Here is a 26,208-nt window from a genome sequence, read left to right on the forward strand (position 1 = left end):
CAATACGGCACCGTTCGGCAACGACATTTCGGTGCGCGCGCTGCGTTGTGGCGCAACAGCAATCGGTCTCAATAGCGTCCCGGCTCGACAGCGACAGGATCAGGCGTACTGCGCGACCTGAGCGACATCGGTCGTCGACAGCAGGGGGCTGACGACAACCACCGGCACATCGCTCGCCCGCAGCGGCACAGTCGAGATGACTAGGTCGAAATCGTCATGCGGGAGATCTTCAAAGCCGCCCTCAGACAGGACCTCCACGAGGTCCAGTTCGGGGAACTCGGACTTGATCCGAGACACGAGCACCCAGACCGTGGCCATCCCGCTGGGGCACACGACGAGGGCGCGGCGCCTCGGCCGGAGCCGCGCTCGTTCCATCGCACCCGAGACGTACATGGTGATGAAGCCGATCTCGTCCTCAGCGACCGCCACATGCATCGTCTCGGCGATCAGTGATGCCATCTCGCCGGCGACGGCATACACGTCGGGATAACGCTCGCGCACTTCTTCGAGCAGGGGATTGTGAATCGGCAACCCATAGCGCAGGCGAACACCGAGACGTTCGAGATGAGCCGCCAACCCACGCCTGAGCTCCGAGTCGTCGACGAGTGCCGTGTGAAGCCTGTCGCCGGCGAGTTGCATGATCGCGTCGAGGAGTTCATCGCCGATGCCCTCCGAACCCGAGTGTGCGGTGTCGAGGGCATCGAGTCCGAGCAGATATTCGGTGATCGTCGCCACCTCTGCCGCAGGGAGGCTGGTGCCTGCAAGCTGCTCCAAGCTCGGAACGATGGTCGCGACGCTGCGGGCAATGGGATGGTCCATCGCCGACCGATGCGAACCAGCATCGAGCGCGACGCAGCGTCCTGCTTGGATCCGGGCGACCGACACTGCCAGATACAGGGCGAAGACCGCATCGCTGCGGCCTGTGGTGAGCGTCTGGCCGAGTGCGCTGGACCGAACGATCGCGGCAGTCTCGGCCAAGGGAAGCGTGAAGATCCGCTCCAGCAGGCCGATCGGCACTCGCGCGGTCGCCTGTTGCGCTGCAGACGGTGCCTCAGCGAGCTGCAGGTGCAGTACCTCTTCTGGGATTGCTTCGAGAATGAGCTGCACAGTCACGCGGCGGATGCGTCGTTCGGTGCCGACCAGCGAGATACCTCGGCCGGCGCGTCGCACCAGCGGGAGTCCATTGCGTTCGAGCCACGGCTCACACCTCTGCAGATCGCGGCGAGCCGATGTCTTCGAGACCTCCAGTTCCAGGTGGAGCTCCTCGAGGGACACCACGTCCGGCGCTTCCCACAGCAGTGCCGCGAGCAGAATCCTCGCCCTTTCAGGCGGGGCATACACCCGCGGCACCTCTGGCAAGGACCGGATGCCGGCCGCGATTCTCGAACGAACATCGGATGTGGCAGTGACGAGCAGGCCTTGGCCCCGTTTGCGTGCCAGCTCAGCACCGCACTCTTGGAGAAACCGCTCGACTTGGTCGAGTCGATAACGGACGACGCGCTGGCTCAATCCGAGGTCTGAGGCAAGCGCGGCAGTACTGCGGGGTTGGTCCTGTTGCAGCAGCCACCGAGTGATGCGCAGGGCACGGGTGTCGAGCAGGGCCGTCATGGGCTGCCAGTCGTGTCGGCGATGATGCTGCGGGCTTCATCAGCAGTGGCCGCTGCAAGGGCCGCCCGGACCATCGAGTCGGCCGTCGACGCATCTGTTGCCGCGACCGCCGCTTTCACAATGTTGACCGCTCGCGGGCTGACCGAGAGCTTGTCGACGCCCATGGCGGCGAAAACCGCAGCACCGAGCGGGTCGGCCGCAGCGAGACCGCACACCGACACGCTGATGCCGTTGCGCCTGGCCGCGGCCACTGTGCGCTCGCACAGAGCCAGTACCGCAGGATGGAGCGGATCCTGGAGTTCGTCGAGCCCGGAGTTGGTGCGGTCAGCAGCCATGACGTACTGCGTGAGATCGTTGGTTCCGATCGAGAAGAAATCCACATGGGGTGCCACGGCGTCGGCCACCAGTGCCACCGAGGGAACTTCCACCATGATCCCGATCGGCGGCATCTCATGGCGCACTCCGCTTGCTGTCAACCCGGCCGAGATCTCGGCAATCCGGCTGCGCAGGTCATCTATCTCGGTCACCGTGGACACCATGGGAAGCATCAGCCAGATCGGGGAGTCGATCGCAGCTCGCAGGATTGCTCTCACCTGCGTTTCGAACACCTCGGGGAACTCGCTGTACAGCCGCGCGCCGCGCACACCGAGGAACGGATTCTCCTCCGCTGCCATGCGGAGATAGGGCGCCGGCTTGTCCCCGCCGATGTCGAAGGTCCTGATCACGACGGGTTCTTCGAAGCTGGAGCCGGCGAATGCGTAGAAGTCGAACTGCTCCTCTTCGCCGGGCGCATCGGACCGATCGAGGAACAGGAACTCCGTACGAAGCAGGCCGATGCCTTCCGCCGCGACGGAGACGGCACTCTCGACGTCATCGCGGGAACCCACGTTGGCCGGCACTTGTACCTGATGTTCGCCGAGGGCCACGCTGATGCCTCGGAACTGATCGGCGGCGACAACGGCGGCGTCGAATGCCTCGCGGCGTGCCGCGAATTCGTCGAATGTCGCCGCGGTCGGGTGGATGACCAGGTCGCCGGTCGCGCCGTCGATGGCGACTGGGTCACCTGCTCGCGTGCGGTCGACGATGCCCGCCGCTCCCACCACAGCCGCTACGCCCAGCGATCGAGCGATGATGGCAACGTGAGAGGTGGGCCCGCCGGCTTCGGTCACGAAGCCGAGAACCGATGCGGGGTCGAGCGCGGCGGTGTCAGCCGCAGTGAGTTCCCTCGCCACGAGCACTGAGGGTTCAGCGATCTGTCCCAAGTCGGGTACCTCGACGCCAGCGAGCCATCGGCGGATCCGCTCGGTGACTTCGATCACGTCCTGAGCTCGTGCCGCGATGTACGGATCATCGATGGCAGCGAACAAGTCCTCGATCTGCTGGCGCGCCTGCTGCAGCGCCGCATTCAGTCCGGCTCCGTCGTCGAGAGCCGCAGCAACAGCGTCGGCCAGCATCGGGTCTTGCGCCATCAGCGCCTGGGCTTCGAGGACGTCTCCGGCTTCGGCGCGCCCCGCCGCCCGAGCCGCCTTGCACATCGCTTCGAGCTGTGTGCACACCGCCGCGCTTGCTTCGCTGAACGCAGCGGGGGGATCCGGCACATCGGGCACCACCACTGCTTGCGGGTCGACGACGATCGCCGGCCCGACAGCGACACCCGGCGAGGCTGGAGTTCCGCCCAGACGGATCTCCGCTGATTCGCTCATCGCTCACCCAGTCGATCAGTCAGGACGTCGTACAAGCAGGCTCCCCCCACCAGCGTGATGCTGGCAGTAGCGGTGAGCAGGGCGAGGCTGAGCACGACCGTGAACGCCGACACGGCATAGCCCAGCGGGATCGCAGCCAGCAGATTGAACGCTCCGAACAGCGCCACGATTGCAAACAGCGCAACCCGGCGCTTGGTGCCCAGGCGAACGCTGGTGCCCAGCGCGCGCAGGCCTCCCTGAGCTGCCCGGTCAGCGACAACGTAGCCATAGAACCCGTAGAACAGGGTCGCGAGAATTGACGGAATCCCGGCCAGATAGCGCAAGCCGAGCAGGAAGGCCGCCCAGAAGAAGATCGCGCACACGAACTGTGCAGCGATCTGCCTGCCGCTGCGCCACGGCCCGGCGATGTCGATCGGCTTGCCACGAGCAGCGTCGAGGGCATACCCGAACCACGGCAGCGCCACCGTGCCGGCCAGCACGAGCCCGACGAGGTCGACGACGATCGACTGAAAGGTCTTGCCGTCGTTGATCGAGATCTGCGCCCAGAAGCGGAAAACGCCGAAGACGGCAATCGTGATCGCCGCGGCGACAGTGAGCGGGACGACGTTCTTGACATACCCCGAGATCCCGGAGCGAAACATCGCCGAGATCGGGAGCGGGAACTGCTCGCGCATGTTCACTCCCCCACCGGCAAGTCTCGCGGCACGCACTGCGACACCACGACTGCACGCCGATCGTCGAGACTGACCCGGGCGCCGGCCGTGCCCAGCGATCTCACCGCAGCCGAGGCCCAGGCGAGCCCCTCAGCGAGCGCCGTCACTCCCCGACCACCTGCAGAAATGAAGCCGGCCAGCAGTGCATCGCCCGCACCGACCGTATTGCGCACATCAGTCGCCGAGACTGTCCCGTAGGAGATCTCGTCGCTCACCAGCACGGCCCCGAAGCGGCCGAGGCTGACCAGCACTGAACCCCAGCCGCGGTCGCGCAGATCTCGGGCTGCCTCGACGACATCGCCCACGGTGCGCATGCACCGGCGTGTGAGTTCGGCCAGCTCACTGAGGTTCGGCTTCACGACGGCGCACGGTGTCCCGACGAGCTGCTGAAGCGGTTGACCGCTTGAATCGACAGCGAGCCGTTGCTCCGCGTCGGGAAGAGACGCGGCGAGCTGAGCGTAGAAATCCGTCGGCGTTCGGGGTGCAAGGCTTCCGCTGGCAATCAGCCAGTCCGAGCCCGTCACTGCGGCCCGCAGCAGCTCGGCAGCCTCGGCAGCATTGAGTTCCGGCCCTGGCTCGTTGATCTTCGTCGTGGTGCCGTCAGGTTCGACCACGGTGATGTTGCTCCGGATGGACCCGCGAATTCGCACTGCATGCGACATCACTCCAGTTGCGGCCAGTGCCGCATCGAAGGCTGCGAAGTCGTCATCGTTGGCCGGGAACACGGCCCGAGCCGCGTGCTCGTTGACGGCGAGGGCGCGGGCCACGTTGACGCCCTTGCCAGCGCACTCGACCCGCACGAGCGAGGCCCGGTGTACCTCGCCACGTTCAAGTGCACTGACGCGCAGTGTCCGGTCGAAACTCGGATTGGGCGTCAGCGTCGTGATCACGAGCCCTCGACGGCGCCGTAGGTCTCGAGCAGCCGCCGTTCGGCTTCGGAGGTCCACTGGCCCTGCGGTCCCAGGGCGCTGCCGATGTCCGGATACTTGTCGGCCAGCTCGTCGAGTCCGAGCAACGGCATGCCGGCGACTTGGGGGAAGATGACGATCTTCCCGGCGAACCGGCCGTCGAGCATCGCCTGCACGCCGTCCCGGCCGGCTTCGATTCCACCGACCGCGGCCAGATTCAAGTCGGGCGACAGGGAGCCCTGTGCCGTCTTGTCGAGCACCAGCGCCTGATCATCCAGTGTCGAGCCCGACGTGCCCGTGTATTGAGCACTGCTCAAGTACACCCGGCTCATGTCGAGCGGCCCGGTGGTGCCGTTAGCGACACCGGCGAAGAACACCAACATCCCATCGGGGCTCATCAACTGCGCTGCCGAAGCCATGACCGACGCCACTGGCACCGTGACGACGACGTCGTCGGCACCGGCTCCGTCCGATCGCCGGTCGATGAGATCACGCACGCTCGGGTCGGATGCGTCGGCATTCAGCACGATGAGTTCGCAGCCAGAGCGTTCCGCGAGCGGGCCGAGCGACTCGGCCAGCACATCGAGGCGCGCCCGGTCGGGATCGATGCCGATAATGACGGCGGGGCCATCAGCCTTCTCGAGCGCCCGCTGCACATGCATCTGACCCATCGGCCCGCCTGCACCGACGAACACCGCCAAACCGCCGGGACGGAGATCACAGCGATTGCGCTGCTCGCCGTATGCCGCCGCAATCTTCGGTCCGCGTGTGCCGACGAAGGCCGTGTAGTCGTAGTGCAAGCGACCGAAGTCGATAGACGACGGACCGTCCAGCGGGCGTTCGCCGACGAGATTGAGCGTGCCGCGAAACGCGATGTGCCGCGCGACCTCGGTCACCTCGGAGGCAGACCTCGGGTCGAGGAGAATGATGTCGTCGAAGCCCTCTCCATCGGTCTCACGATCGACAATCGGGGAGTACTCCGCCAGCTCGGGGGCATCGACGACCGATGTCTCGGTACGCGGACCCGTGGCCTTGAGTACGGCCGTGACGGTGCTCGGGCTCACACCGGTGAGCACGACGCGAGCGGTGTCGCGAAGCGTCTCGCCGAAGTCGTAGCTGCGCTCGTCGTCGGGGTGGCCGATGATCCAGGCCGTCCCGCCAGTGCGCGGCCACAGCCGGCGGCGCTGCGTGTATGCAGCTTCCACGCATGCCCAGGGTTCCGACAGCGCTGCTGCCGCGTATCCGATGCCCTCATCAACCGGGATCACATAGGAGACACCGTCTGCAGCAAGGATCTCGGGACCGATCAGGTGGTACTGGATCAGGCCGCCGGGGATGGTGTAGCCGTAGGCCACGCTGCGGCCGTTCAAGTAGATGTCCGGCTGGATGGCGAGACGATCACCGGTGCGGTAAGTGTCGGCGAGGTCGTCGCCAACCTCGATGACCGTCACCGTCGCCTCATGGCCGAGCCGAATGGGGTCAACCGACAGATCGCGTCCGTACAGCTTGGGATGCTCGGAGCCCAGACGGATCAGCTTCACGTCGGAGAAGCAGAGCCCGACAGCGTCGACCCGCACCAGCAGTTGATCGGGCGCCGGCGCCGGCACATCGACCGGTTCCGGGTGTCCGTCGCGGCCGATGCTCTCGACGCCTCTGCCGTAGCTATTCCATGCCAGATTCGGACGCGGAAGGGGCGCCGTGCCCTCGCGGTATCGGTCGTATGACCACTCGCCGGTCGCCGTCACGGGCTGGTCCTCCCTGCAGGAGCTTCAACCCCAAGCTCCGCAGGCACCATCGTTCACGGCTGCCCGGCGCGTCGCAACCGGCAGTTTGGCCGATGGCAGTTAAGCCAAACCGGCGCGATTGATCGCTTCTGTCACATCCACCATGGCCGCCCGATTCCGCTCCGGTCGGCCATGCCGATCCAAATGCGCACTGTCCAACGCGAGACGCCTGCAGCCTTGGCAATCTCCTTGTTGGTCGCTCCCGCTTCTTGCAGCTTGCGTTCCAGCTCTCGTTGGAGTGCCCGCACCCGCTCGAGGTCGCCCATCTGCGAGGACTTATCCGCAATCTGACGGCCGAGGCTGCGCATCTCACGGCCGAGTGGCGTGATCACGACGTCACGATAGGCACTGCGTTGGACCGCAGGCTGGTTCGCTGCGGCATGCCCAAGTGCATCGCGCGGCCGGCGAGCGCAGTGCCGGGCTACGGGATGATGGACAGGACGGCGTCCCGGCTCCATTCGATGAGTGTCTGCGGGAAGACGCCAACGACGACGGTCACGGCTACCGCGAGGCTGATGGCGAACACCGAGGTCAGGGGCAGGCCGCCCCAGCGTGGCCGGCCCGGTCGGGCGGTAGGAGTGCTGTCGTCGCCGTCGGCCGACCCCTCCGGGGCGTACATGGCCAGCACGACCCGCAGGTACGCGAAGGCGCTCACCACGGCCGTGACCATCGCCACTGCGGCCAGGACGTAGCCCTCGGCGTTAATGGACGCGAGGATGACCTCGAACTTGGCCACAAAGCCGGCCGTGAACGGCACGCCGGCCTGCGCCAGCAACAGCACGGTGAACGCAAGTGCCAGAACAGGGCGGCGACGTGCGAGCCCGCCGTATCGGCTGTATGCGTGGGCGCTCGCATCGGCTTCCGACGATCGAAGCTCGGCACCGACTACCGACAGCACCGCGAAACTGCCCAGCGCCATGAACGAGTAAGTAATCAGATAGAAGACCGACGACGACACAGCGTCACCGCCGCCCTCCTCGGCCCACTGCACCAGCCCGCTGGCCGCCGGGACAGCCGAGAGGCCGACCAGCACGAAGCCTGCGTGGCTGATCGAGCTGTAGGCCAGCATGCGCTTCACGTCGTTCTGGCAGATGGCCATGATCGCGCCGACTGCGAGCGTGGCGAAGGCCAGCCCGACCATGATCGGCGTCCACGCAGTGCTCTGCTCGAACACCGCTACGTACAGCACTCGTGCCAGCGCAGCGAAGCCGGCCGCCTTGGCGATCGACGCCAGGTAGCCGGTGACGGGGCTGGGCGCACCCTCGTACACGTCGGGCGCCCAGAAATGGAACGGGACGGCGGCCACCTTGAAGCCCAAGCCGACCAGCAGCAACGCGATGCCGACGAGCAGCAGGTAGTCGGATTCCCTGGTCGGTCCGATCGAACCAAACAGGAAGCCGCCGATCCCGCTGAGGTTGGTGCTGCCCGTGGAGCCGTACACCAGCGCGATGCCGTAGAGGAAGAACGCCGAGCTGAATGCCCCCAGCACGAAATACTTCATGGCCGACTCGCGTGCCGACGCCCGCCGTCCCGCCAGTGCGATCAGCACGTACAGGGCGATCGACAGCGACTCGAGACCGAGGAACAGCACGATGAGATCGTTCGCTCCGGCCATGACCACCGCGCCCGCAGCAGAGGCGAGCAGCAGTGCTGCGAACTCCGGCGGCGCCATGTCATAGCGGTCGAGGGCCGAATGCGCGACCAGCGCCGTCATGACCAGACCGGCGCCCACCAGCACCGTGAGCAGCAGGCTGAAGCCGTCGCTCACGAAGGCTCCGTTCAGCGTGGGTCGGGGTGCGGCGTCCCAGACAGTCCACTGGACGGCGGCCACGATGGCTGCTGCGGCGCCGGTGCCGATCGTGACGATCGTGGACACCCATCCGGGCAGCGCTCGCGGTGCCAGCGAGGCCACCAGCAGCAGACCGAGCGCAGCGCCCACCAGGATGATCTGCGGGGTGAGCACCCACCAGTCGACGGCCGGGGCTTCGAACGCGATCTCGACTTGGGCCATCAGTGGCCGTCCTCGTCGTGTTCACCGATGCTGTCGCCAGCGCTGCCGCTGGCCGAGCCGGTGCCGTCACGGACTTCACACTTTTCGAAGACGAGGACGGGATCGGCAGGGTCGCTCGGCTCGTCGGAGCTGTGCACAGTGACGTGCATCACCAAGCACTTGGCGGCGGGCTCGGTGGCGGTGAGCAGCGGCTTGGGGTACACGCCGAGCGCCACTACGGCGATGACGAACGGCGCCAGCGTCAGCAGCTCGCCTCGGCGCAGGTCGGCCGTCTGGCGGTCGGCCGCCGCAGGGGGCCCGTGGAACACCCGCTGGTAGGCCCACAGCAGGTACAGCGCTGCCAGGATCACCCCGGTGGCAGCGATGATCGTCCATACGGGCCGCGTGTCGAATGAGCCGATCAGGATCAGGAACTCGCCCACGAACCCGTTCAGGCCCGGCACGCCCACCGACGACAGCATGATCAGCGTGAACACCCCGGCATAGACCGGCGCTGCCGACTGAATGCCGGCCAGCTCGTCGATCTGGCGGGTGTGCCGACGCTCGTACAGCATCCCCACCAGCAGGAACAAGGCGCCGGTGCTGATGCCGTGGTTGACCATCTGGATCACGCCGCCGCCGATGGCCGTCGCGGTGAACGCAAAGATGCCCAGCACGATGAAGCCCATGTGGGCCACTGAGGAATAGGCCACGAGGCGTTTGAGGTCGCGCTGCATGGCGGCGGTGATCGCGCCCCAGATGACGCCCACCACGCCGACCGTCACCAGCACGGGCGCCGCCCAGTCGGATGCCTCGGGAAACAGGTACAGGCCGAACCGCAGCAGGCCGTAGGTGCCCAGCTTCAGCAGCACAGCCGCCAGCACCACCGAACCCGCGGTGGGCGCCTCGGTGTGCGCATCGGGCAGCCAGGTGTGCAGCGGCACCACGGGCACCTTCACCAGGAAGGCGATGGCAAACGCCACGAAGCACAGGCGCGCTGCGTTCTGGCCCAGAAGGGATCCGTTTCCGTCCGGTCCTTCTGCGAGCGTCTGAAGGCTGAACGTGATGTCGCCTTCGGGCGAGCCAAGCACGGCGGTGGCCACGATCGCCACGAGCAGCAGTGCCGAGCCCGCCATGGTGTAGATGAAGAACTTTGTGGCCGCGTAGCGGCGTCCCTCGTAGCCCCAGCCCGCGATGAGCAGGTACATGGGTACCAGCACTACTTCGAACATCACGAAGAACAGGAACAGGTCGAGCGCGACGAACGCGCCCACCGAGCCCGCCTGCAGCAGCAGCATCCAAGCCGTGTAGGGCTTGGGATCGTGGTGCGGATCGACGCCGGCCAGCACGATCGGCACAACCAAGCTGGTCAGCACCACCAGCCACAGCGAGATGCCGTCGACGCCGACATGCCACGAGATGCCAAGCGCCGGGATCCACGGCTGCTGGCTGACGAACTGAAAGCCCTCGCCGACGGTATCGACTGCGGCCGTATCGAACTGCCAGGCGAGCGCCAGCGCCAGTGCGCCGCCGATGGCCGCGAACAACGTGCCGAGCGGGCGGGCGAGATCCGGGCGGCTACGGGGCAGCAGGGCGACGACCAAAGCCCCCACTGCGGGCACGAAGATCAGTGCGTTCAGCAGCGGGAAATCGCTGGCGGAGCCCGAAGCAGCAAGCAGGGAGCCCATGGCTATGAGACGCCCCGCAGCGCCAGCCAGATGACGAGGACGATCGCGCCGACGGCCACGCCCGATGCGTAGTGCCGCAGGTAACCCGACTGCAACGGCCGCACGGCTTCGCCGAGCATCCGGACGAGCTTCGCGACGCCGTTGACGGCGCCGTCGACGAAGCGCCGGTCAGCCGTGGCTGCGGCCTCGAACGCCTTGGTGCCCGGCCCGCCGACGAAGTTGGAGATGGTCGAGTCGACGTAGAACACATTCTCGAGCAGCGCCGGTTCAAGCCGGTTGCTGGGAATGCGCGAACGCAGCCACGCCGCGGCGGCGACCGTGATGCCGATCAGCGCTGCGAGCACTGCGACGAATGCGAGCAGCAGCTTCTTCCAGGTCTCCGATGAGAAGCGATGCTCATGAGCCAAGGCGGGCTCCAAGAAATGCTCGAGCACCAACCAGTCGCCCACCAGCGGCAGGTTCATGATCCCGCCGATGGCGGCCGCCCCGGCCAGCACCACCAGCGGCAGCGTCATGGTGGCGGGTGACTCGTGCGGGTGAGCGCTGTCATCCCAACGCTGGCCGCCGAAGAACACCAGGAAGGTTTGGCGGCTCATGTAATAGGCGGTCAGCAGCGCCGTGACCAGTCCCACGGCCCACAGCACATGTCCAACGCGCAGCCAGCCGAGAGTGACGTAGGAGTGTTCCCAGGCGGCCAGCAGGATCTCGTCCTTCGACCAGAAGCCCGACAGTGGCGGCACGCCAGCAATCGCTAACCAACCCACGATGAAGGTGACGGCGGTGACGGGCATGACTGCTCTTAGCGCACCCATCCGGCGCATGTCCTGCTCGTCGCCAAGACCGTGGATGACCGAGCCGGAGCCCAGGAACAGCAGGCCCTTGAAGAACGCGTGGGTGACGACATGGAAGATCGCGGCCACATACGCGCCCGAGCCGATCGCCAGGAACATGTAGCCGAGCTGGCTGACGGTGGAGTACGCCAGCACTCTCTTGATGTCGTGCTGTGCCACCGCGGCGAGCGCCGCGAATAGCGCCGTCGCAGCACCGACAATTGCAATGACCAACGGTGCCCAGTCCGACGCATCGAGCACCGGGTTGAGCCGCACCAGCAGGTACACGCCGGCCGTCACCATCGTGGCCGCATGCACCATGGCCGAGACCGGGGTGGGGCCCTCCATGGCGTCGGGCAGCCACACGTACAGCGGCAGCTGAGCTGACTTGCCCGCTGCCGCAAGCAGCAGCAGCAGCGAGACAGCGGTGGCGGTGCCGGTGGCCAGCGCCGGCGCCCCTGCCGCGATGCCTGCGTACGACACCGTGCCGAGCGTGGTCCACAGCAGGAACGTGGCGATCATGAAGCCGAAGTCGCCGATGCGGTTGGTGACGAACGCCTTCTTGCCTGCGGTGGCCGCGGTGGGTCGCTCGTGCCAGAACGAGATGAGCAGGTAGGAGCAGGTGCCGACACCCTCCCAGCCCAGGAAGGTGACCACGAGATTGTTGCCCAGCACCAGCATGAGCATCGAGAACAGGAACAGGTTGAGGTACAGGAAGAACTTGGAGTACTTCGGGTCGCCGTGCATGTAGCCGACCGAGTACAGGTGGATGAGCGTGCCCACACCGGTCACGAACAGCGCCATCGTCATTGACAGCGGATCCACCAGCAGCGCAGCGTCGACCTCGAGGCCGCCGATCGGCATCCACTCGAACAGCGTCGAGACGAACCAGCGCCCGCCGTGCCCACCGGCACCGCCTTCGTCCGCCGACTCCAGTCCCAGCAGCCCGCCGAACGTGACGAGCGTGAACAGGAATGATCCGGCGCTCGCCGCCGTCGCCAGCCAGCCGGCGCGGGGCTCGCCCAGGCGCGGGCCGGCCAGCAGCAGCACCGCGAACCCGGCGAGAGGCAGCGCGGGGATGAGCCATACGAGTTCGACCACTGTCTGAAACCCCCGGCCTCAGCCCTTCAGGGCCGACAGATCGTCCGCTGTCGCCCGGGGCGAAGCGCGCAGCACCGCCACCACCAGTCCGAGACCCACCACCACCTCGGCCGCCGCAACGACCAGCACGAACAGCACCACCGTGTGCCCGTGCACATCGCCGAAGCGGTCGGCGAAGGCAATGAAGCTGAGATTGACGCCGTTGAGCATCAGCTCGACGCACATGAGCATGATCAGCGGGTTGCGGCGCACCAGCAGGCCCGTGCCGCCGATGAGGAACAGCATTGCCCCGAGCGTCAGGTACCAGCCGGTGGTCACCTCGAGGCCGCTCACTGGCGTGTCTCCTGCGACGCCGGAGCGTTCTCGGCAGGCGCTGATTCGCCGCCGTGCTGGCCGGCGCGCCGACCATCGGCGCCGTAGCTGCGTCGCGCCAGGATCACGGTACCGATGACCGCCACGATGAGCAGCAGCGACGTCAGCTCGAAGGCATACACGTAGTCGGAGAACAGCGACCGGGCGATCGCGCTCACGTCGATCAGGTAGTCCGTCGCGGCCGGCTCGGCCTCACTGCCAAGTGCTCCGGCTTCCAACAGCGGAGCGCAGACCGCTGACACGTCGCGCCCGAGCTTGGCCGCTTCCTCAGCGCAATACGACGGAAGACCCTGAAAGATCCGGTCGACTGCGGCGACCAGCCAGACCAGCACGGCGGCACCGCCGAGGCCGAATGCGGCCGCGGTCCACCGCTGGGCCGGCAAGGCGCCCAGCGACAGCTCGGCTGCCCGATCCACGCCGAGCAGCATGATGACGAACAGGAACAGCACCACGATGGCGCCGGCGTACACGATGACCTGGACGGCGGCGATGAAGTGGGCCTGGAGCGTGACGAACAGCACCGCAATTCCGAACAGCGTCATCACCAGCATGAGCGCCGCGTGCACCGGATTGCGCGACAGCACCACGCCGACCGCGCCGACGAGGCATGCGGCACCGGCCACCGCAAACACCACCACTTCGACCATCAGTGATGATCTCCTGCCGCCGGCGCGCGGCTGTGCTCGTCGAGGTCGGCCGGCTCGTCGCCGGCTGCGGGCGGGTCGTCTTCGCCGGCTGCGGGCGGGTCGTCTTCGCCGGCGTCGTAGTCGGCGTGCTGACCCTGCTCGGGCGCTCGCACGCCGTAGCCCAGCTCGCCGCTCCAGCCGACACGGCCCTCGTAGTCGGGCTGACCCGACGGCGAGGTGGCCCGCATCCAGCCCGACGTGTGCTCGTCGTCGCCGTCGTGCCACAGCTCCCATGGCTGCCGCCGGGGCCGGCCGTCGTCGTCGGTCAGCAGTTCGTCCTTGGTGTAGATGGCGTCGCGACGGGTGGGGAAGCTGAACTCGAAGACCTTCGTCTCGGTGATGGCCTCGGTCGGGCAGGCTTCCACGCACAGGTCGCAGTGGATGCAGCGCAGGTAGTTGATCTCGTAGACGTAGCCGAAGCGCTCCCCCGGCGACACCGGGTCGTCGGGCGGGTTGTCGGCCCCGCGCACGTAGATGCACCGGGCCGGGCAGACACCCGCGCACAGCTCGCACCCGATGCACTTCTCCATGCCGTCGGGGTAGCGGTTGAGCACATGGCGCCCGTGGAAGCGGGGTGGCTTCGGCCGCTTCTCCTGCGGGTACTCGGTGGTGACCCGCTCGCCGAAGAGCTTGCCGAACGTGACCTTGAAGCCGTCGAGGTAGCCCATCAGCTCTCCCCTCCCGGTCCGGCGTCATCCGGCGACGCCCCTACCGGCATCAAGTCCTCAGGATCGTGATCGTCAAGACCTTCGGAGTCCGTGTTGCGCTTGGCTGCGCGCAGTGCCGCCGCCAGCAGCGTCCAGCCCAGCGCGAGCCCAGCAGCGCTCACCCCCAGCACCACCACCACTTCTTGCAGCGGGCTCCAGCCCTGATCAATCACCAGCTGTCGCAGCCCCAGGAACATCAGCCAGAACAGCATCACGGGGATGAGCACCTTCCAGCCCAGTGACATCAGCTGGTCATAACGCAGGCGGGGCAGCGTGGCGCGGAACCAGACGAAGACGAACAGGAAGGCGAACACCTTGGCCAGGAACCACACGGTCGGCCACAACCACGTCCAGCCGAAGAACACCGGCCCGGCCGTCCCGCCGAAGAACAGCGTCACCATGATCGCCGACATGGTGATCACGTTCATGAACTCGGCCAGGAAGAACAGGGCGAACCGGATCGACGAGTACTCCGTGTGGAAGCCCCCCACGAGTTCCTGCTCGGCTTCCACGAGATCGAACGGGGGACGATTCAACTCCGCAGTGGCAGAGATCAGGAACACGAGAAACGGAACGAAGCCTGTCGTGATGAGGAGCCACTCGTCCACACCGCCCGCCTGAGCCCTCACGATCTCGTGAGTGGACAGCGTGCCTGCGGTGATCACCACGGCGACAACGGACATGCCCAGCGCCGCTTCATACGAGATGGCCTGCGCCGAGGCCCGCACCGAGCCGATGAGCGGGTACTTCGAGCCCGAGGACCAGCCCGCCAGCATCACGCCGTAGACAGCGACCGACGACATCGCTAGCAGCAGCAGGATGCCCACCGGCGGATCGGCCACCTGCAGGATGGTCTTCTTGCCGAAGAGCGTGACCGTGCCGCTGCGACCTGGAGTGTCGGTGAAGACGCCGCCGATGGGCACGATGGCGAAGGCGACAAACGCGGTGACCGCCGAGATGTAGGGCGCCAGCCGGAACACGAGGGGGTCGGCGTTGGCGGGGCGCAGGTCTTCCTTGAAGAAGAACTTGACTCCGTCGGCGAAGGCCTGCAGCAGGCCCCACGGACCGGCCACGTTGGGGCCGATGCGGTGCTGCATGTCCGAGATCAGCTTGCGCTCGAACCAGATCATGAACATGGTGGCGACCAGCAGGGCGGCGAACGCCACGAGCACCTTGATGCCCATGATGCCGATGTCGCCCCAGTCGACACCGTCGGCGAACAGCGGGTCGCCGGTCACCGTGACGCCTCGCCGCCGCGGGTCTCGATCCGCACGTCAGTGACCGGCGCCGTCACGTCGATCAAGGCCCCCACATCGATATATGGCGAGGGGAACAGCACCACGACATTGCCGCGGGCGATGCCGGCGTCGGCCACGATCGGCAGCCGCAGCGCACCGCGGTCGGAGTGCACTTCGACCTCGGTGCCCGATTCGACGCCCACTCGCTCCAAGTCGACCGGGTGCACACGCATCACCGTGTCGGCCGCCAGCGACTCCAGCGCCGGCGTCTGGCTGATCGTCACGCCGCCGTCGTACAGCTTGCGGTTGCAGACCAAGCGGAGGCCATAGGCGTCTCGGGCCGGCGCCACGTGTTCGGGCGGGAAGTCGGGCTCGAAGGCCGCTCCCGATGCCAGCACGCCGTCAGCGGCGAGCTCCGGGCCGATCGCCCCGGCGTGGGTGGCGCACACGGCCGCGATCTCGGCAGTGATCTCATCCACCGACAGGAAGCCGAGGTCGCCGCCGCACATCACGGCCAGCTCGGCCGCGATCATCCAGTCGGGGCGGGCTGAGCCGGGTGCGGTCACCAGCTCGCCGACGGCCGAGACGCGTCCCTCCAGGTTGGTCGTGGTGCCCGATTTCTCCCCGAACACGGCGGCAGGCAGCACGATGTCGGCCTCCGCCGCCGACTGGCTCACGAACGAGTCCACCGCCACGACCATGCCCGCACCCGACACGCCGAGGCGCGCCAGCATGCTGTCGGGGAAATCGGTCAAAGGATCTGCGCCGAGCAGGAAGAGCACGTCGATCTCTCCGGAGGCGGCTGCCGCGAGGATTCCCGTGGCGTCGTGCCCGCGCTCGCCAGGCAGCTCGCCCCACGCCGCCGCGAGCTCCGGCGGCGGGCTGGCGCTCACTGCCCGCCCAGGAAGCATTCCCGGCGCCAGCCCCATGTCGAGCGCGCCGCGGACGTTGCCTCGCCGTGCGGCGACCAGGAAGCGGGCGTGGGGGACGCGAGCGCTGATCACTGCGGCCACCTCAGCCGTCGCCTCGGCCGACTCCGACACCGACGAGCGGCCCAGCACCACGACGACCGATCCGGATGCCAGCTCGCCGGCCAGCGGATCATCGCCGTCGAGCAGGTTCCGCAGCACCGATGCTGCCTCGCCGCCGCGGCACTGTTCGCTGCGAACTGCGTTTCGCGTGAGACCTGTGGTGGTCGGAGCGATCTCGACCAGCCGGGTCGTGCCTGCTCGGGCCGCGCCGCGCAAGCGCAGGTGCAGAACCGGCAGCTCCTCGCGGAGGTCCCCGCACACCAGCAGGGTCGTGTCGGCGCTGCATGCCTCGTCGATCGTCGCGGCGGGCAGGCCCACCGTCAGCTCGGCGGGCAGCCCGTCGCCGAGCTGCGCATCCACGTGGTCGGTCCGCAGCACCGTGCGGGCCAGCTTCGACCAGGCATAGGCGTCCTCGTTGGTGCCGCGGGCACCGCCGAGCACGGCAATCGCGCCGGGTCGGGCCGCCTTCACCGCAGCGGCCACGGCACCGAGGGCACTCGCCCAGTCGGTCGGCTGGAAGCGCCGCAGCGGCTCGGCGTCGGCGATGTCGGAGGTGGTGCCCGACGGTGTGCGTGCCTGCAGCGGCGTCGTCACCCGGTTTGGGCTCGCCACCGAGCCGAAGGCGAAGCGACCCTTGTCGCACAGCCAGCCGTGGTTGACCGGGTCGATGTCGACGCCGAGGTAGCGCACCAGCTCATTGCGCGACGACTGCACGGCGATGCGACAGCCCACGGCACATGTCGTGCAGGTGGACTCGGTCTCCACGAGATCCCACGGCCGCGCCTTGAAGCGGTACGGCGATGCCGTGAGCGCACCGACGGGGCAGATCTGCACCGTGTTGCCCGAGAAGTACGACGAGAAGGGCTCGCCGGGGAAGGTGAGCACCTGTGTCTCGTTGCCGCGCTCGGTGAAGTCGATGAGCGGGTCGCCGGCCACCTCGTCTGCGAAGCGGGTGCAGCGGTCGCACAGGATGCAGCGCTCCCGGTCGAGGTGCACCAGATCCGAAATCGGGATCGGCTTCTGGAAGTGCCGCTTCTCCTCCACGAACCTGGACTCGCCCGGGCCATACGCCATGGTCTGGTCCTGCAGGGGGCACTCGCCGCCTTTGTCGCAGACCGGGCAGTCGAGCGGGTGGTTGATGAGCAGCAGCTCCAGCACGCCTTCCTGCGCCCGCTGCGTGCGCTCGCTGGTGGTGTCCACCACCATTTCCGGCGAGACGGGCACCATGCAGGAGGGCTGCAGCTGCGGCCCCCGCCCGGTGTCGATCTCGACGAGGCACATGCGGCACATGCCCACCGGGCTCATCCGCTCGTGGTAACAGAACCGCGGGATATGCACCCCGGCACGATCCGCGGCAGCGATGACGAGTTCGCCCGGCTGCGCATCGAGGGCGACGCCGTTGATCGTCACCTCCACGGTGCTCGGCGCTGCTTCGGCTGTAGTGGCGTCAGACACGGATGGCCACCTCCGAGATTGAATTCGCGGCAGGGCCGTCAGACGGCCCGGTGTCGAGACGCGCGTTCGGCGCCACCCGAGCCTCGAACTCCTCGGGAAACAGCGTCATGGCCGAGTGCACCGGAGCGAATGCGGACGGTCCCACAAAGCAGATGGTGGTCATCTGGTACGGGAACGGCTTCGGCTCCAGGCCCCGTTCGGGCACCGCGGCGTGGGGAAAGTCGCCGGGGCAGATCGACGCACCCACTTCGAACAGCACGTCGAGGTCGCGTGGCGTGCCGGTGCCGTCGCAGACGCGCCGCAGCACCCGCTCCAGCCAAGTCGCTCCTTCCCGGCACGGCACGCACTTGCCGCACGACTCGTGGGCATAGAACTTCGTCAGCGTGAGCGCCGCCGCGGGGATGTCGGTGGTGTCGTCCATCACCATCACCGCGCCGGAACCCAGCATCGACCCCTGCGGCCCCACCTCGGACGCCTCGAACGGCAGGTCGAGTTGGGCCGGCGTGAACCACGGCGCTGAGCCGCCGCCCGGAACGAAGGCCTTGAGCTCGCGGCCCGGATGCATGCCGCCGCAGTAGTCCTCGCCGTAGATCAGGTCGCGGAACGTCGTGGTGCCGTTGGTGATCTCGTACACACCGGGGCGCTGCACGTGCCCGCTCACCGCCACCATGCGCGTGCCCGGCGACGTGGGCGTGCCGATGGCGGTGAACGCTTCGGCGCCGTTTCGCAGGATCCACGGCAGGTTTGCCAGCGTCTCCACGTTGTTGACGATGGTCGGCTGGCCGTACAGCCCGATGGCTGCCGGGAAGTAGGGGGGCTTGAGCCGCGGCATGCCGCGGTTGCCTTCCAGGCTCTCGATAAGCGCGGTCTCCTCGCCCACCACGTATGCGCCGGCGCCCCAGTGCAGCACGATGTCGACCGAGAAGTCGGTGCCGCAGATGTTGCGGCCCACCCAGCCGGCCTCGTAGGCCTCGTTGAGGGCCTGTGCCACACGCTCCTGCGCGACGGCCATCTCGCCGCGGATGTACAGGAAGCACTGCGACAGCCCGACCGCGTAGCAAGCGATGAGGCACCCCTCGATGAGCTGGTGCGGGTCGAGCTCCATCAGCAGCCGGTCCTTGTAGGTGCCGGGCTCGGACTCGTCGCCGTTCACCACGAGGTAGCGGGGCCACACACCGGGCGGGCAGAAGCCCCATTTCACTCCGGCGGGAAAGCCGGCGCCGCCGCGCCCGAGCAGGGTTGCGCTGCGTACTTCGCTGTGGACCTCTTCGGGCGTGCGCTCCAGGGCGGCACGCAGACCCTCGTAGCCGCCGGTGGCCAGGTAGCGCTCGAGCGTGTAGCTGTCGGGATGGTCGAATCGCTCGGTGACGATGCGGGGCGCATCATTGGCTACGAAGCCGGGCGCGTGGGGAATCGTGTACGACGCCATCAGCTGAGCCTTCCGCCGTCGGACGCGGACCGCACGCCAACGCGGCGGCTGGGGGCCCTCACGCCGAACCTGCCCCATTGCTGGCGGGTGCTGCCATCCAGACCGGCGGCTCGTTGACCGCTTCGGGAGGCACGGCGCCGACTGCTCGGCCGGCCGGGATGTGCTGGCGCACGCGAGCAGTGACCCCGTGCGGCGGGATCTCGTCGTCGAGCGCGCCCGCGGCGAGGTCGTCAACGAGCTGGTCGAACCCGTCGGCGTTAACCCGGTAGCGGTAGCGGTAGTTCACTTGCAGACAGGGCGCCTCGGTGCAGGCGGCCTGGCACTCCGCGGATGCCAGCGTGAACAGGCCGTCGGGGGTGGTGCCGCCGGCGCGTACGCCCAGCCGCTCCTCGGCGTGTTCCATGAGCTCGGCGGCGCCGGCCAGCGCGCACGACATGGTGGCGCAGATGTTCACGAGGTACTTGCCAACGGGCTCTCGCTTGAACATCTCGTAGAACGAGCAGGTGCCGAGCACCTCGGCGGGCGTGGTGTCGACGAGCTCGGCGATCTCCACCATCGCGTCTTCAGTGACCCAGCCGGCCTGCGCCTGTGCGACATGCAACAGCGGGATCATTGCCGACCGGCGCTTCGGGTAGCGGCCGATGATCTCGCGCGCCAGCGTGCGGTTCTCCTCAGTGAAGAAGCTCACCGGTCGACCTCCCCACCACCGTCGGGCGCGGAGCAGGCAATAACGCGGCGGTCGCGAACCCTCACCGGCTGCTCTCCGCCACCGTCGGACGCGGAGCAGGCAAGAACGCGGCGGTCGCAAACGCTCATCTGTCCACCTCCCCCATGATCGGGTCGACGGAGGAGATGATGGCGATGGCGTCGGCCAGCAGGCCGCCGTACATCAGATGCGGCAGGCTCTGCAGGTTCACGAACGAGGGCGCCCGGATGTGCACACGCTGCGGCTTCGGCCCGCCGTCGGAGACCAGGTAGCAGCCCAGCTCGCCGCGGGGTGACTCGACTGCCACATACGTCTCTCCGGGCGGCACCCGGAAGCCCTCGGTGAAGATCTTGAAGTGGTGGATCAGCGCTTCCATCGACTCGTCGATGCGAGCCCGCGGAGGCGGTGTGACCTTGCGATCCTCGGTGCGGTAGGGACCCTTCGGCATCTTGTCGAGGCACTGCTCCACGATGCGCATCGACTCGCGGATCTCGTTCAGGCGGATCGAGTACCGATCGAATGTGTCGCCGTAGGCACCCACCACGACGTCGAAGTCCACCTCGTCGTAGGCCAGATACGGCATGGTGCGGCGCAAGTCCCACGCCTCGCCGGTGCTGCGCAGCAGCGGCCCCGTCGCCGACATGGCGATGGCTTCATCGGCGGTGATCACGCCGACGCCCTGGGTGCGGTCTCGCCAGATCGGCTGGCCGGTCATCAAGGTGTCGAACTGCTCGAGCTGGCCGGGCAGCACCGTCAGAATGTGCTCCACGTCGTCCTGCCAGCCGTCGGGCAGGTCGGCTGCCACGCCGCCGGGGCGGATGTAGTTGTGATTCATCCGCAAGCCGGTGACGCTCTCGAAGAACCGCAGGATCTCCTCGCGTTCCTTCCACCCGTAGAGCATCATCCCGACTGCGCCGAGGTCCATGCCGTTGGTCGCGAGAAACAGCAGGTGGGAGCTCATCCGGTTCAGCTCGCACATCAGCATGCGAATCCACGTAGCTCGCGGCGGGATTTCCGTTCCCAGCAGATCCTCGACCGCGAGGCAGAACACCAGCTCCGTGAACAGCGGCGAGGCGTAATCCATGCGGGTGACGTTCGTCGGCCCCTGCAGGAACGTGAGATCCTCCGCAGTCTTCTCCATCCCGGTGTGCAGGTAGCCGATGATCGGCTTGGAACGCAGCACCGTCTCGCCCTGGAGCTCCATCGCTATGCGCAGCACGCCGTGGGTGGACGGGTGCTGGGGGCCCATGTTGATGAGCATCGGCCCGTCGCCAGGTTCTGTTGTGATTGCCGCCGCGTCGTCGTCAACAGCGGCTGCATCCAGCGCAGCCTCTTCGGAGATGCGCAGCACGGCGTCCGTCGGTCGGCGGATGGCGGCGGCCGTTGCAGTGCTCATCGGCCTTCCACCGCCTTGAACTGCACCGGGATGGCACCGATGGCGTAGTCCTTGCGCAGTGGGTGACCATCCCAGTCCGGCGGCATGAGAATGCGGCTCGGATCGGGGTGATCGCTGAAGCTGATGCCGAACAGGTCGGCCGCCTCCCGCTCGGGCGCCTCGGCACCCGGGTACAGGCCCACCGCGGAAGGCACCTGCGGATCATCGGCCGGTACTTGGGTGCGGATGCGCAGCCGGCGCCGGCCACGGAGATCCAGCAGGTTCACCACCACCTCGAAGCGCTCCGGCTCGATGCCGGGCGCCACGGCGCGGCCGCGATTCGTGAGCCCGTCCACCGCACACACGTCGACGCACAGCTCGAATCCGTCAGCAGCAGCCATGCCGAGCACATCGAGGTACTCGTCGCGGCTCGGATGCAGCACCTGCTGGCCACGCTCGTCGGTGCATGGCACGCCGAACATGGTCGGCTGCTCAGCGATTTCTGTCGCCGGCGCGGCGTCGTCGGCTGCTACGCCCTCGTCTGCCATCAGCGCGTCGCCGTACTTGACTGCGGCGCCCCATGCGCCGCCGGATTCGATTGCGGTGCCCCATGCGCCGCCGGATTCGATTGCGGCACCCCATGCGCCGCCGTGCTCGATTGCGGCACCCCATGCGCCGCCGTGCTCGATTGCGGCACCCCATGCGCCGCCAGATCCACAGCAGCGCCGCCGCCGCGCTCGGCCCGGCGCTGGGTCAGCTCGCCGGTGCGGATCTTCTCGTGCAGCGCCAAGATCGCATGCAGCAGCGTCTCGGGTCCCGGAGGGCAACCGGGTGCGTACATGTCGACCGGGACAACCTGGTCGACGCCCTGCACGATGGCGTAGTTGTTGAACATGCCGCCGCTGGACGCGCACACGCCCATCGACAGCACCCACTTGGGCTCCATCATCTGGTCGTAGATCTGGCGCAATACGGGCGCCATCTTCTGGCTGACGCGGCCCGCCACGATCATCAGATCGGCTTGACGAGGCGAGGCGCGGAACGTCTCCATGCCGAAGCGGGCCAGGTCGTAATGGGCCGTGCCCGTCGCCATCATCTCGATGGCACAGCAGGCGAGCCCGAAGGTGGCGGGCATCAGGCTGCGCCGGCGTGCCCACTTCACCAGCTCCTCCACCGGTGCGGTGAAGACGTTGTGACCGAGCCCGGCGAGACCGTCGTCGATGCCGAGTCGCGACTTGAGATCGTCGATGCCCGCCATCAGCCTGCCGCCGTACTGCTGCTGGGTTGCTGTGCGCCGCTCCACGCGGCGTCGGGGACGTGCTCGCGGCCGGTCAGCCCAACCGTGCGCACGCCAGTGATCCCGCTGCGGCTGGCAGGCGGCAGCGGGAGGACACGGCGCTTGCGCGGGCCCCACTCCAGCCCGCCCATTGCCAGCTCATAGACGAACGACAGGAAGAAGATCACGACGAAGATCAGCATCGCCATGAATCCGAAGAGGCCGAGCTGGCTGTTCGCGACCGCCCACGGGTACAGGAAGACGATCTCGATGTCGAACATGATGAACAGCATCGCCACGAGGTAGAAGCGCACCGGGAATCGCTCGGGAATGGCGGCCTGGTCGACGATGCCGCACTCGTACGACGCCAGCTTGGTATTCGTGCTGCGCTGGGGTGCCAGCAGCCGCGATGCGATGATGCTCACCAGCACGAACAGCACAGCAAGCACGCCGAGAACCAACACCGGCAGGTATTCCGCCAAGCCGCTGTTCATGCTCTGGACCCCCTCGGCGCGTCGGTGATCAGATGCCGGCCCCAGTCTGGCCCAAAACAGGCCAGCCGGTCACTGGCCCGCAGCTTCGCGCACCGCCCAGATCGCCTGATCCCGTCGATGCAGGTGGTAGCAGCCCAAGCCGAACAGCAGGGCAGAGAAGATCGTGAGCAGGGCCGGGCGGAGCCGCACGCTGCCGTGGTCACGCACCAGCACCACCGAGTACACCGGCTCGTTCTCGTCGATCTGGGGCTGAGGCACCACGATCTTGCCGTCGTCGCCGAACAGGTTCGGATCGATCTCGACCCTCGGCAGGTACGGCTGGATCTGCACGACGGCGTAGTGCGGCCTGCCCCTGCTCGGCAGGAAGTACTGCGTGACGGCGTTGTCGGGGATGCTCAACGGCCGGTACCGCTCGCCGCCCCGGATCAGCACCCGGTACGTCTTGTATTCGTCCGCGGCCGAGAACAAGCACGAATTGACCGCCAGCAGCCGGCGCGGGTCGGCACCATCGCAGACGACATGTCCATCGGCCGCCGAGCGGGCGTCTGCCGCGAATGCCTGCGCTTCGACGATCTCGGGATCGACGATCTCCTCGGTGTCGTCGTCGGACTTCTCCTTGATCACGATCTCGATCCAGCCGGGGGGCGGTTGATCGATGGGGATGCCCCCGAGCTGCTGCACCTCGTCGACCAGCACCGTTGCGGGATTGGAGGTCACCTGCAGCACGTTCCATCCCGGCTGGCTGCCGATCCATCCGATGCCGAACACCCACCACACGATGGACATCAGCAGCATCCAGCCCCACAGCCCGGTCCATGCAACCAGGAAGCCGAGACGGACCCCGAGGTTGGTGGCCAGCAGCAGGTACACCGAACCGCACAGCACGGCGATGCCGATGATGACGGCCAAGTATCCGGTGAGTACCGGATCCCAGCTGACGATGCCGAGCAGGTGCGAGGCGGTCATTCGTCGTCTCCCGCTTCGTGCAGCCGATCGAAGCCGACCGCGTTCTGGCTCTGCGGGTCGAGGCTTCGTTCGTACTCGACGATCTTCCGGATGTCGTCTTCGGTCAGCACCCGCTTGAAGCCGGGCATGCCGTAGTTGCCGAGGCGTGCGAACTGGCCGTACGCCACATTGTCGGCAGCACCATCCGAGACGAACTTGATGTGCTCTTCGATGTCGGGGAACAGCCGCTCAAGGCTCACGCTGTTGAGCGCCGGTCCGTAGCGGCCGGCACCGTCGGGTCCGGGAAGCACCTCCACCGTTCCGCCGTTGTTGGGCAGCTGCGCGGTGCCGCGGCCCGGCCAGCGCGGCGTGTGGCACCGGGCGCAATGCAGATCGAACAAGATCTTCCCGTCCGACGCTCCCGCGTACGCGTCCGACGCTCTGGCAGCCTCGAACCGGGCCGTCGCCCGAGCGTGGGCCTCTTCATTGAGCGGGTCGTCCAAGGCATCTGCTGCTGCGTCTAGCAAGAGCTGGGCGTTCTCGTCGCCTCCTACTGCGGGCGCGAGAATCTCGCGGGCGATCTCGTCGGAGGCGGCATCTGCTGCGTCTTGGTCTGCGCCGATCCGGTTGGCCCACAGCCATGCCACGAGGTCGTCGATCTGCTGATCGTTGTACGGACCGCCGCCCTCGAGGCCCCACGCCGGCATCACGCCGCGGCCATACACCAGGATCTGCCGCACCTCGGTGACCTCGTCGAGGGTCTCGGCATCGGTGTCGAAACGCGTGAACACGTCGTCGAGAGACGGCGCCTCCCACGTCGTGTTGATGACGAACGACTCCTTGTCGGAGAACTGGTGGCCGATGTCGAGCACCACCGGAGCGAAGCGCGCGCCGCCGAGATCGGCACCATGGCAGTCGAAGCACTCCGCTGCGGTTGCGACGGCCTCACCGCGGCTCACAGCCGCGTTGGAGAACGACGTCTCCGCACCTGAACGGCGCCCGCCTTCGAGCATCCAGTAGACGGGCAGCACCAGCGCCATGATCAGCAGCATCAGCACGCCGAAGGCCTGCACCTTCTCCAGCCGGCGGCCCTCGAGTTCCTCGTCGTCGGGCAGGTTGCCGCGATTGGGCGCCAACTCGATCTCGCTGCCCGCCTCGGCCTTCGCCTGGCGGATGTTGACGAAGACGTAGATCGCCCAGCCGACCACGACGACCGCTAGGAGCACGATCGCGATCGAACGCTCCGTGCTGACGGCCAGCATGTGACTGAGCTCAGGCACAGTGCGGCCCCTCGAGGCCCTGGCCCGTGCTGTCGGTGCCGATCGCCGGTCCCTGCGACACCTTGCCGGTGTCGACGAAGACGCTGCCGCCCTCGATGGTCACCGGGAAGCGGTCCATGCCGCGGGGTGCCGGACCGGACTTCTTCTCGCCGACGCGGTTGTACTTCGAGCCGTGGCACGGGCACTCGAACCACTGGGAGCTGCCGCACACCGGCACCTTGCAGCCCAGGTGCGGGCAGACCTGCCACAGCGCGACATAGCCCAGCCGCATGCCCTCGAGCACCGCACCGCCGTACACCGCCTCGGCGTTGGACAGCGTCGCCGAATCGGTGGGGTAGGGCTGGATGTAGCTCTGCGCCTCGGAGAAGTACGAGAAGTTCTCGGCCGGAGTAGACGACGAGATCGCCTCGTCAACCGATGCGACCGTGCCGATCTTGATCTTCGAGCCGAACCCGCCGGTCGGGCGCGGCCACAGGAAGGCGAGCATGGCCGCATTGAAAGTGCCCAGACCAGTCGCCATCAGCAACACCGAGGACCGGTTCAGGAACTGCCGACGGGTGACACCCACCTCGTCGGACGGCGGCGGTGCCCAGTCCTGCGGCAGCTCGGGTTCCGCGGTGGCGACAGGCGACGGGCGGCGCTCGGCGGCCACCGAGCGTTCCAGCTCTTGTGCTTGCGCGCTGACACCGAACGCACCGGCGTCGTCGCTGGCAGCGGCGTCGTCGCCGGCACTGGCGGCCAGTTCGTCCCGACGGCGGGTCTCGCGCGACAGGTGCCCCAGGCCGGTGGCGTCGCGACGGCGCAAGGATACGAACGCGACCACGGCACCCAGCACGACGATGACCGGGATGGCAATCGCGAGAATGGTTCCGGTGGACATGCCGACGTG

The 26,208-nt window shown here is 67.5% G+C and carries 22 protein-coding genes and 1 pseudogene; all 23 read right to left on the reverse strand.

The window, feature by feature from the left end; translation table 11 throughout:
- Positions 1-99: 99 nt before the first annotated feature.
- Entirely contained in the window at positions 100-1,608 is a 1,509-nt protein-coding gene (locus tag ACOGI8_RS16240) for a BglG family transcription antiterminator (protein WP_419854824.1), read from the reverse strand.
- Positions 1,605-3,311, reverse strand: coding sequence for a phosphoenolpyruvate--protein phosphotransferase (ptsP, locus tag ACOGI8_RS16245; protein ID WP_419854825.1), 1,707 nt, complete (start codon positions 3,309-3,311; stop codon positions 1,605-1,607). Before ptsP ends, ACOGI8_RS16240 begins: the two co-directional genes overlap by 4 nt.
- Complete coding sequence (locus ACOGI8_RS16250) at positions 3,308-3,985, reverse strand: hypothetical protein (RefSeq protein WP_419854826.1); 678 nt, start codon at positions 3,983-3,985, stop codon at positions 3,308-3,310. Before ACOGI8_RS16250 ends, ptsP begins: the two co-directional genes overlap by 4 nt.
- Before the next feature lie 2 nt (positions 3,986-3,987).
- Positions 3,988-4,914: a 1-phosphofructokinase family hexose kinase gene (locus tag ACOGI8_RS16255; protein WP_419854827.1), complete on the reverse strand. Its 927-nt coding sequence runs from the start codon at positions 4,912-4,914 to the stop codon at positions 3,988-3,990.
- Positions 4,911-6,677, reverse strand: coding sequence for an alcohol dehydrogenase catalytic domain-containing protein (locus ACOGI8_RS16260; protein WP_419854828.1), 1,767 nt, complete (start codon positions 6,675-6,677; stop codon positions 4,911-4,913). Before ACOGI8_RS16260 ends, ACOGI8_RS16255 begins: the two co-directional genes overlap by 4 nt.
- A 131-nt stretch (positions 6,678-6,808) precedes the next feature.
- A complete protein-coding gene (locus tag ACOGI8_RS16265; RefSeq protein ID WP_419854829.1) occupies positions 6,809-7,048 on the reverse strand; it encodes a hypothetical protein in 240 nt (79 codons plus the stop codon).
- Positions 7,049-7,137: 89 nt separating this feature from the next.
- On the reverse strand, positions 7,138-8,727 hold the full coding sequence (locus tag ACOGI8_RS16270) for an NADH-quinone oxidoreductase subunit N (protein ID WP_419854830.1): 1,590 nt from the start codon (positions 8,725-8,727) through the stop codon (positions 7,138-7,140).
- Positions 8,727-10,394: a complex I subunit 4 family protein gene (locus ACOGI8_RS16275; RefSeq protein ID WP_419854831.1), complete on the reverse strand. Its 1,668-nt coding sequence runs from the start codon at positions 10,392-10,394 to the stop codon at positions 8,727-8,729. Before ACOGI8_RS16275 ends, ACOGI8_RS16270 begins: the two co-directional genes overlap by 1 nt.
- A gap of 2 nt (positions 10,395-10,396) precedes the next feature.
- Positions 10,397-12,325, reverse strand: coding sequence for an NADH-quinone oxidoreductase subunit L (gene nuoL, locus ACOGI8_RS16280; RefSeq protein WP_419854832.1), 1,929 nt, complete (start codon positions 12,323-12,325; stop codon positions 10,397-10,399).
- 18 nt (positions 12,326-12,343) lie between these two features.
- A complete protein-coding gene (gene nuoK / locus ACOGI8_RS16285; protein WP_419854833.1) occupies positions 12,344-12,658 on the reverse strand; it encodes an NADH-quinone oxidoreductase subunit NuoK in 315 nt (104 codons plus the stop codon).
- On the reverse strand, positions 12,655-13,344 hold the full coding sequence (locus tag ACOGI8_RS16290) for an NADH-quinone oxidoreductase subunit J (RefSeq protein WP_419854834.1): 690 nt from the start codon (positions 13,342-13,344) through the stop codon (positions 12,655-12,657). Before ACOGI8_RS16290 ends, nuoK begins: the two co-directional genes overlap by 4 nt.
- Positions 13,344-14,051, reverse strand: a complete 708-nt coding sequence (gene nuoI / locus ACOGI8_RS16295) for an NADH-quinone oxidoreductase subunit NuoI (RefSeq protein WP_419854835.1) — start codon at positions 14,049-14,051, stop codon at positions 13,344-13,346. The genes ACOGI8_RS16290 and nuoI overlap by 1 nt, the downstream gene beginning before the upstream one ends.
- Positions 14,051-15,328, reverse strand: coding sequence for an NADH-quinone oxidoreductase subunit NuoH (gene nuoH / locus ACOGI8_RS16300; protein WP_419854836.1), 1,278 nt, complete (start codon positions 15,326-15,328; stop codon positions 14,051-14,053). The genes nuoI and nuoH overlap by 1 nt, the downstream gene beginning before the upstream one ends.
- Positions 15,325-17,814 (reverse strand): NADH-quinone oxidoreductase subunit NuoG, encoded by a 2,490-nt coding sequence (gene nuoG, locus ACOGI8_RS16305; protein ID WP_419854837.1) that lies wholly within the window; start codon positions 17,812-17,814, stop codon positions 15,325-15,327. The genes nuoH and nuoG overlap by 4 nt, the downstream gene beginning before the upstream one ends.
- On the reverse strand, positions 17,807-19,243 hold the full coding sequence (gene nuoF, locus ACOGI8_RS16310; RefSeq protein ID WP_419854838.1) for an NADH-quinone oxidoreductase subunit NuoF: 1,437 nt from the start codon (positions 19,241-19,243) through the stop codon (positions 17,807-17,809). Before nuoF ends, nuoG begins: the two co-directional genes overlap by 8 nt.
- Before the next feature lie 58 nt (positions 19,244-19,301).
- Complete coding sequence (gene nuoE / locus ACOGI8_RS16315) at positions 19,302-19,931, reverse strand: NADH-quinone oxidoreductase subunit NuoE (protein ID WP_419854839.1); 630 nt, start codon at positions 19,929-19,931, stop codon at positions 19,302-19,304.
- 124 nt (positions 19,932-20,055) lie between these two features.
- Positions 20,056-21,345, reverse strand: coding sequence for an NADH-quinone oxidoreductase subunit D (locus ACOGI8_RS16320; RefSeq protein WP_419854840.1), 1,290 nt, complete (start codon positions 21,343-21,345; stop codon positions 20,056-20,058).
- Positions 21,342-21,872 carry an NADH-quinone oxidoreductase subunit C gene (locus ACOGI8_RS16325; RefSeq protein ID WP_419854841.1) on the reverse strand — a complete coding sequence of 177 codons (531 nt, stop codon included), beginning with the start codon at positions 21,870-21,872 and terminating at the stop codon, positions 21,342-21,344. The genes ACOGI8_RS16320 and ACOGI8_RS16325 overlap by 4 nt, the downstream gene beginning before the upstream one ends.
- 211 nt (positions 21,873-22,083) lie before the next feature.
- Positions 22,084-22,498, reverse strand: a pseudogene (locus tag ACOGI8_RS16330) (NADH-quinone oxidoreductase subunit B); the annotation flags it as partial.
- An 83-nt stretch (positions 22,499-22,581) separates the two neighbouring features.
- Entirely contained in the window at positions 22,582-23,094 is a 513-nt protein-coding gene (locus tag ACOGI8_RS16335; RefSeq protein ID WP_419854842.1) for an NADH-quinone oxidoreductase subunit A, read from the reverse strand.
- Positions 23,095-23,163: 69 nt separating this feature from the next.
- The gene (locus tag ACOGI8_RS16340; protein WP_419854843.1) at positions 23,164-24,060 is read right to left on the reverse strand and encodes a hypothetical protein; all 897 of its coding nucleotides are present in this window, start codon (positions 24,058-24,060) and stop codon (positions 23,164-23,166) included.
- Positions 24,057-25,319, reverse strand: coding sequence for a c-type cytochrome (locus ACOGI8_RS16345; RefSeq protein ID WP_419854844.1), 1,263 nt, complete (start codon positions 25,317-25,319; stop codon positions 24,057-24,059). The genes ACOGI8_RS16340 and ACOGI8_RS16345 overlap by 4 nt, the downstream gene beginning before the upstream one ends.
- Positions 25,312-26,199 (reverse strand): ubiquinol-cytochrome c reductase iron-sulfur subunit, encoded by an 888-nt coding sequence (locus tag ACOGI8_RS16350; RefSeq protein ID WP_419854845.1) that lies wholly within the window; start codon positions 26,197-26,199, stop codon positions 25,312-25,314. Before ACOGI8_RS16350 ends, ACOGI8_RS16345 begins: the two co-directional genes overlap by 8 nt.
- Positions 26,200-26,208: the final 9 nt, after the last annotated feature.

This window comes from Candidatus Poriferisodalis sp. (assembly GCF_965204195.1).
GTDB lineage: Bacteria > Actinomycetota > Acidimicrobiia > Acidimicrobiales > Poriferisodalaceae > Poriferisodalis.

Excerpts from the sequence above, each read along its gene's own strand:
- ACOGI8_RS16240 (WP_419854824.1), bottom strand. The coding sequence starts at position 1,608 with ATGACGGCCCTGCTCGACACCCGTGCCCTGCGCATCACTCGGTGGCTG.
- ptsP (WP_419854825.1), bottom strand. The coding sequence starts at position 3,311 with ATGAGCGAATCAGCGGAGATCCGTCTGGGCGGAACTCCAGCCTCGCCG.
- ACOGI8_RS16250 (WP_419854826.1), bottom strand. The coding sequence starts at position 3,985 with ATGCGCGAGCAGTTCCCGCTCCCGATCTCGGCGATGTTTCGCTCCGGG.
- ACOGI8_RS16270 (WP_419854830.1), bottom strand. The coding sequence starts at position 8,727 with ATGGCCCAAGTCGAGATCGCGTTCGAAGCCCCGGCCGTCGACTGGTGG.
- ACOGI8_RS16275 (WP_419854831.1), bottom strand. The coding sequence starts at position 10,394 with ATGGGCTCCCTGCTTGCTGCTTCGGGCTCCGCCAGCGATTTCCCGCTG.
- ACOGI8_RS16290 (WP_419854834.1), bottom strand. The coding sequence starts at position 13,344 with ATGGTCGAAGTGGTGGTGTTTGCGGTGGCCGGTGCCGCATGCCTCGTC.
- nuoI (WP_419854835.1), bottom strand. The coding sequence starts at position 14,051 with ATGGGCTACCTCGACGGCTTCAAGGTCACGTTCGGCAAGCTCTTCGGC.
- nuoF (WP_419854838.1), bottom strand. The coding sequence starts at position 19,243 with ATGGCGTCGTACACGATTCCCCACGCGCCCGGCTTCGTAGCCAATGAT.
- ACOGI8_RS16320 (WP_419854840.1), bottom strand. The coding sequence starts at position 21,345 with ATGAGCACTGCAACGGCCGCCGCCATCCGCCGACCGACGGACGCCGTG.
- ACOGI8_RS16325 (WP_419854841.1), bottom strand. The coding sequence starts at position 21,872 with ATGGCAGACGAGGGCGTAGCAGCCGACGACGCCGCGCCGGCGACAGAA.
- ACOGI8_RS16335 (WP_419854842.1), bottom strand. The coding sequence starts at position 23,094 with ATGAACAGCGGCTTGGCGGAATACCTGCCGGTGTTGGTTCTCGGCGTG.
- ACOGI8_RS16340 (WP_419854843.1), bottom strand. The coding sequence starts at position 24,060 with ATGACCGCCTCGCACCTGCTCGGCATCGTCAGCTGGGATCCGGTACTC.
- ACOGI8_RS16350 (WP_419854845.1), bottom strand. The coding sequence starts at position 26,199 with ATGTCCACCGGAACCATTCTCGCGATTGCCATCCCGGTCATCGTCGTG.